Origin of the sequence: Dokdonella sp., from assembly GCF_049593775.1 — a bacterium.
Lineage (GTDB): Bacteria > Pseudomonadota > Gammaproteobacteria > Xanthomonadales > Rhodanobacteraceae > Dokdonella.
Genome location: NZ_JBAWHJ010000052.1, coordinates 1 through 2,874, shown reverse-complemented (window position 1 = coordinate 2,874; position 2,874 = coordinate 1). Strand labels below are relative to the sequence as shown.

The 2,874-nt window shown below is 60.2% G+C and carries 4 protein-coding genes; 1 reads left to right on the top strand and 3 read right to left on the bottom strand.

Annotated elements, in window-relative coordinates; genetic code table 11:
- Both WBP53_RS01960 and WBP53_RS01955 read right to left on the bottom strand, forming a co-directional pair.
- Positions 1–792, bottom strand: a 792-nt coding sequence (locus tag WBP53_RS01960) for a B12-binding domain-containing radical SAM protein (protein ID WP_423925396.1), incomplete at its 3' end; no start/stop codon positions are given.
- A gap of 52 nt (positions 793–844) precedes the next feature.
- Entirely contained in the window at positions 845–1,474 is a 630-nt protein-coding gene (locus tag WBP53_RS01955) for an AAA family ATPase (RefSeq protein ID WP_423925394.1), read from the bottom strand.
- 157 nt (positions 1,475–1,631) lie between these two features.
- Between WBP53_RS01955 and WBP53_RS01950 the strand changes: the two genes are divergently transcribed.
- Positions 1,632–2,333, top strand: coding sequence for a DUF502 domain-containing protein (locus WBP53_RS01950; RefSeq protein ID WP_423925392.1), 702 nt, complete (start codon positions 1,632–1,634; stop codon positions 2,331–2,333).
- Positions 2,334–2,359: 26 nt separating this feature from the next.
- Here the strand turns inward: WBP53_RS01950 and WBP53_RS01945 are convergent.
- On the bottom strand, positions 2,360–2,874 hold a 515-nt coding region (locus tag WBP53_RS01945; RefSeq protein ID WP_423925390.1), incomplete at its 5' end, for a hypothetical protein.

Sequence of the window (2,874 nt, the reverse complement as noted above, 5' to 3'; positions counted from 1 at the left end):
CGCGACGACTTCCTTGAGGCGATCGGGCAGATGATCCGGAATCAGCTCGAAATGGACGAAAGGTGGATCCTCTGGCGCAGCTGCAATCTTCGCGAGAAAGAAGTCGAGAATGGCAAGCGAGGTGTCGACCTTGAGATTGAAGGTGCGATCAACGAACTTGAACTGGCGCGCCCCACGCGCATACAGGGATTCCAGATCGGCGAGAAAAGCCTCCAGCGGGAACGGCCAGGCAGTCTTGTCCAGCGCCGACAGGCAGAATTCGCACTTGAATGGACAGCCACGCGAAGCCTCGACGTAGAGATGCCTTCGGCCAACATCTTCATCGGTGTATTCGGAATAGGGCGAGGCAATGGCTGGCAAAGGCGCCTGGACACCGGCAATCACCTTGGCCGCCGGCACTTCCCCACACATCAACTGGCGCACCAGGTTGGCGAAGCTGACATCGCCCCAACCGGCCACCACGTAATCGGCCAGCGCGCAGATGCGTTGCTCGCCGATCTCGAAACTGACTTCGGGACCACCGAGGACGATGATCAGCTCCGGTGCCACCACCTTGAGCTGCGCGACCAGCCGGGTGCTCTCCTCGACATTCCAGATGTAGACGCCAAGCCCGATGATCCGCGGCTTCCCTTCAAGTATCTTTTCAACGATCTCTTCGGTTTTCTGACCGATCACGAACTCGCGAATGCATGAGGCTTCACGCCATTCACCCAGGTTGGCGCGCAGGTAGCGCAGACCCAGGGATGCATGGGCATAACGGGCATTCAGCGTGGACAGGACAATGTCGTTCATGCAGGCATTATCGCTCCTGCGAGAGCAAACAGGCGTCCTCCGTCCATGAATCTTAGGTGGGGCTGCCGGAAACGGCGGCGGCAATGCCATCACGAATCGCAGCGAGGGCGGCACGACACATGTCGGCCGCCGGCAATGTGGCGTCCACGGTGAGCGTACCTTCCGGCGGCGGATCACGCCGCGCCAGGACATCGTTGACCGTTTCGGGCGTGCGGTCCGTGGCGATGTGGCTATTCGCGGCAAGGTCTCTGGCCACGCGCTCTCTGGCCAGGTCTGGCGGGCATTCCACAAGCAGCGGAATTGTCACGATGCGATGTTTCGCGGCCACTTCGGCGACGCGATCCAGTTCGCTGCGACGCGAGAACGTCATTCCATCGATGACGCTGCCGGCGCCCAGCATGCAATTGATTTCCAGGGCCAGGAGCAGGCTCCGATAGGCTGCACGTTTCTCGATGAAACTGTAGCTGCAGCGCGGAAACATCGCAGCCCTGATACGGTCACGACAGACTCGGCGCAACCCCAGTTGATCCTCGATTGCACGCGCGACAACGCTCTTGCCAGCTCCGGGCAAACCCATGACTGCGATCACGATGGGCCGCACACCGCGCTCCGCCTGCAACGGGAATGCCTCACCGGTCGGTGGCGCCTGGGCTGGAATGGGTGTGCTGCGCTGTGTCGACATGGATCCGGGCCCCTGCGTTTTCCGATTCGACCGTCAGCGGTAGAGACTGCCACGCGCGCCCGCACTTGACCATGTTCGCGAAGCGGCATGGACCTGTCTGCTGGCCTGATCCCGGCATTGCCGCGATAATCCCCATTCGATGGAACCGGAGTTCGACATGGCCAAGCGACAGCTCCACATCAAGCGCTATCTGATCACTGGCCTGCTGACCTTTGTGCCGCTATGGCTGACCTGGCTGGTCTTCAAGTTCGTATTCGGGCTTCTTTCGGAGGTCAGCGCTCCGCTGGTCGCGTGGATGATCAGCACGCTCGGCGGCAGTTGGCCTGCCACCGGCGAAATCCTTGGCCAACCCTGGCTGATCTCGCTGTGTGCGTTCGTGATTACCGTGGTGTCGCTGTATATGGTCGGCCTGGCTGCCAACTTCGTGCTTGGACGGCGCCTGATTGCCGGCATGGAGAGCCTGATCGAGCGGATCCCGATCGTGCATTCGATCTATGGCGGCACCAAGAAACTCATGTCAGTCCTGCAGAACAAGCCCAGCGGGACACAACGGGTCGTCCTGATCGATTTTCCGTCGCCGGATCTGAAGTCGATCGGATTCGTCACGCGGGTTTTCCATGATGCCGGGGGACGCGAGCTTGCCGCAGTCTACGTACCGACGACGCCGAATCCTACAGGCGGCTATCTCGAAATCGTGCCAGTCGAACGATTGACGGCAACCGACTGGAGTGTCGATCAGGCGATGGCCTTCCTGCTTTCGGCCGGTGCCGTGGGCGCAGATGTATTGCCATTCACGACGCGATGGAATGACACATCAAGAGTGCCGGCCAAACCGGATTCAGGCAGGGACACTGCCTGAATCCGTGGTCGCCGTGATTTCCGGCCTTACTCGGCCTTGCTTGTTTCCATCTTGATCAGGGCCTGCTCGGGCGCTTCGCAGCGCCGCAGCATCAAGCGTTCGGCCTGGCGAGTAGGTATGCAATCAATTTCATTCGGAATCGGATCATCATTCATGACTGCCGGCGAGCAACTCATGCCGGTGGCGGCAAAACTGTAGTACTTCATGTAGTCCGCAACCATGGCACTCGAGACTTCTTTCTGATTCGGCGTCATGGCCTGTTCCAGTTCCTTCACGACATACTGGTACTTCGGGAAAATGACCTGGGCCGCCATCTTGAGCCAGGCGTATCCCTTCAAGTCATCCTGCTGCACGCCATGGCCATCGATGTACATGCGCCCCAGTGCCGACTGGCTCTGCACGTCGCCGGCGCAGGCCAGGCGCTGGAATTGCGCGAACGCCTTGTCGTATTTCTTGGCACCGTAGGAGACCGCAGCGTCGCGACGCATGTCGTTGTAGGCCTGCGGGAAGACGGGTTCGAAAACCTTCAGGTCGGTCGTGT

Coding starts and splice junctions, on each gene's coding strand:
- WBP53_RS01955 (WP_423925394.1), bottom strand. CDS start 1,474: ATGTCGACACAGCGCAGCACACCCATTCCAGCCCAGGCGCCACCGACC.
- WBP53_RS01950 (WP_423925392.1), top strand. CDS start 1,632: ATGGCCAAGCGACAGCTCCACATCAAGCGCTATCTGATCACTGGCCTG.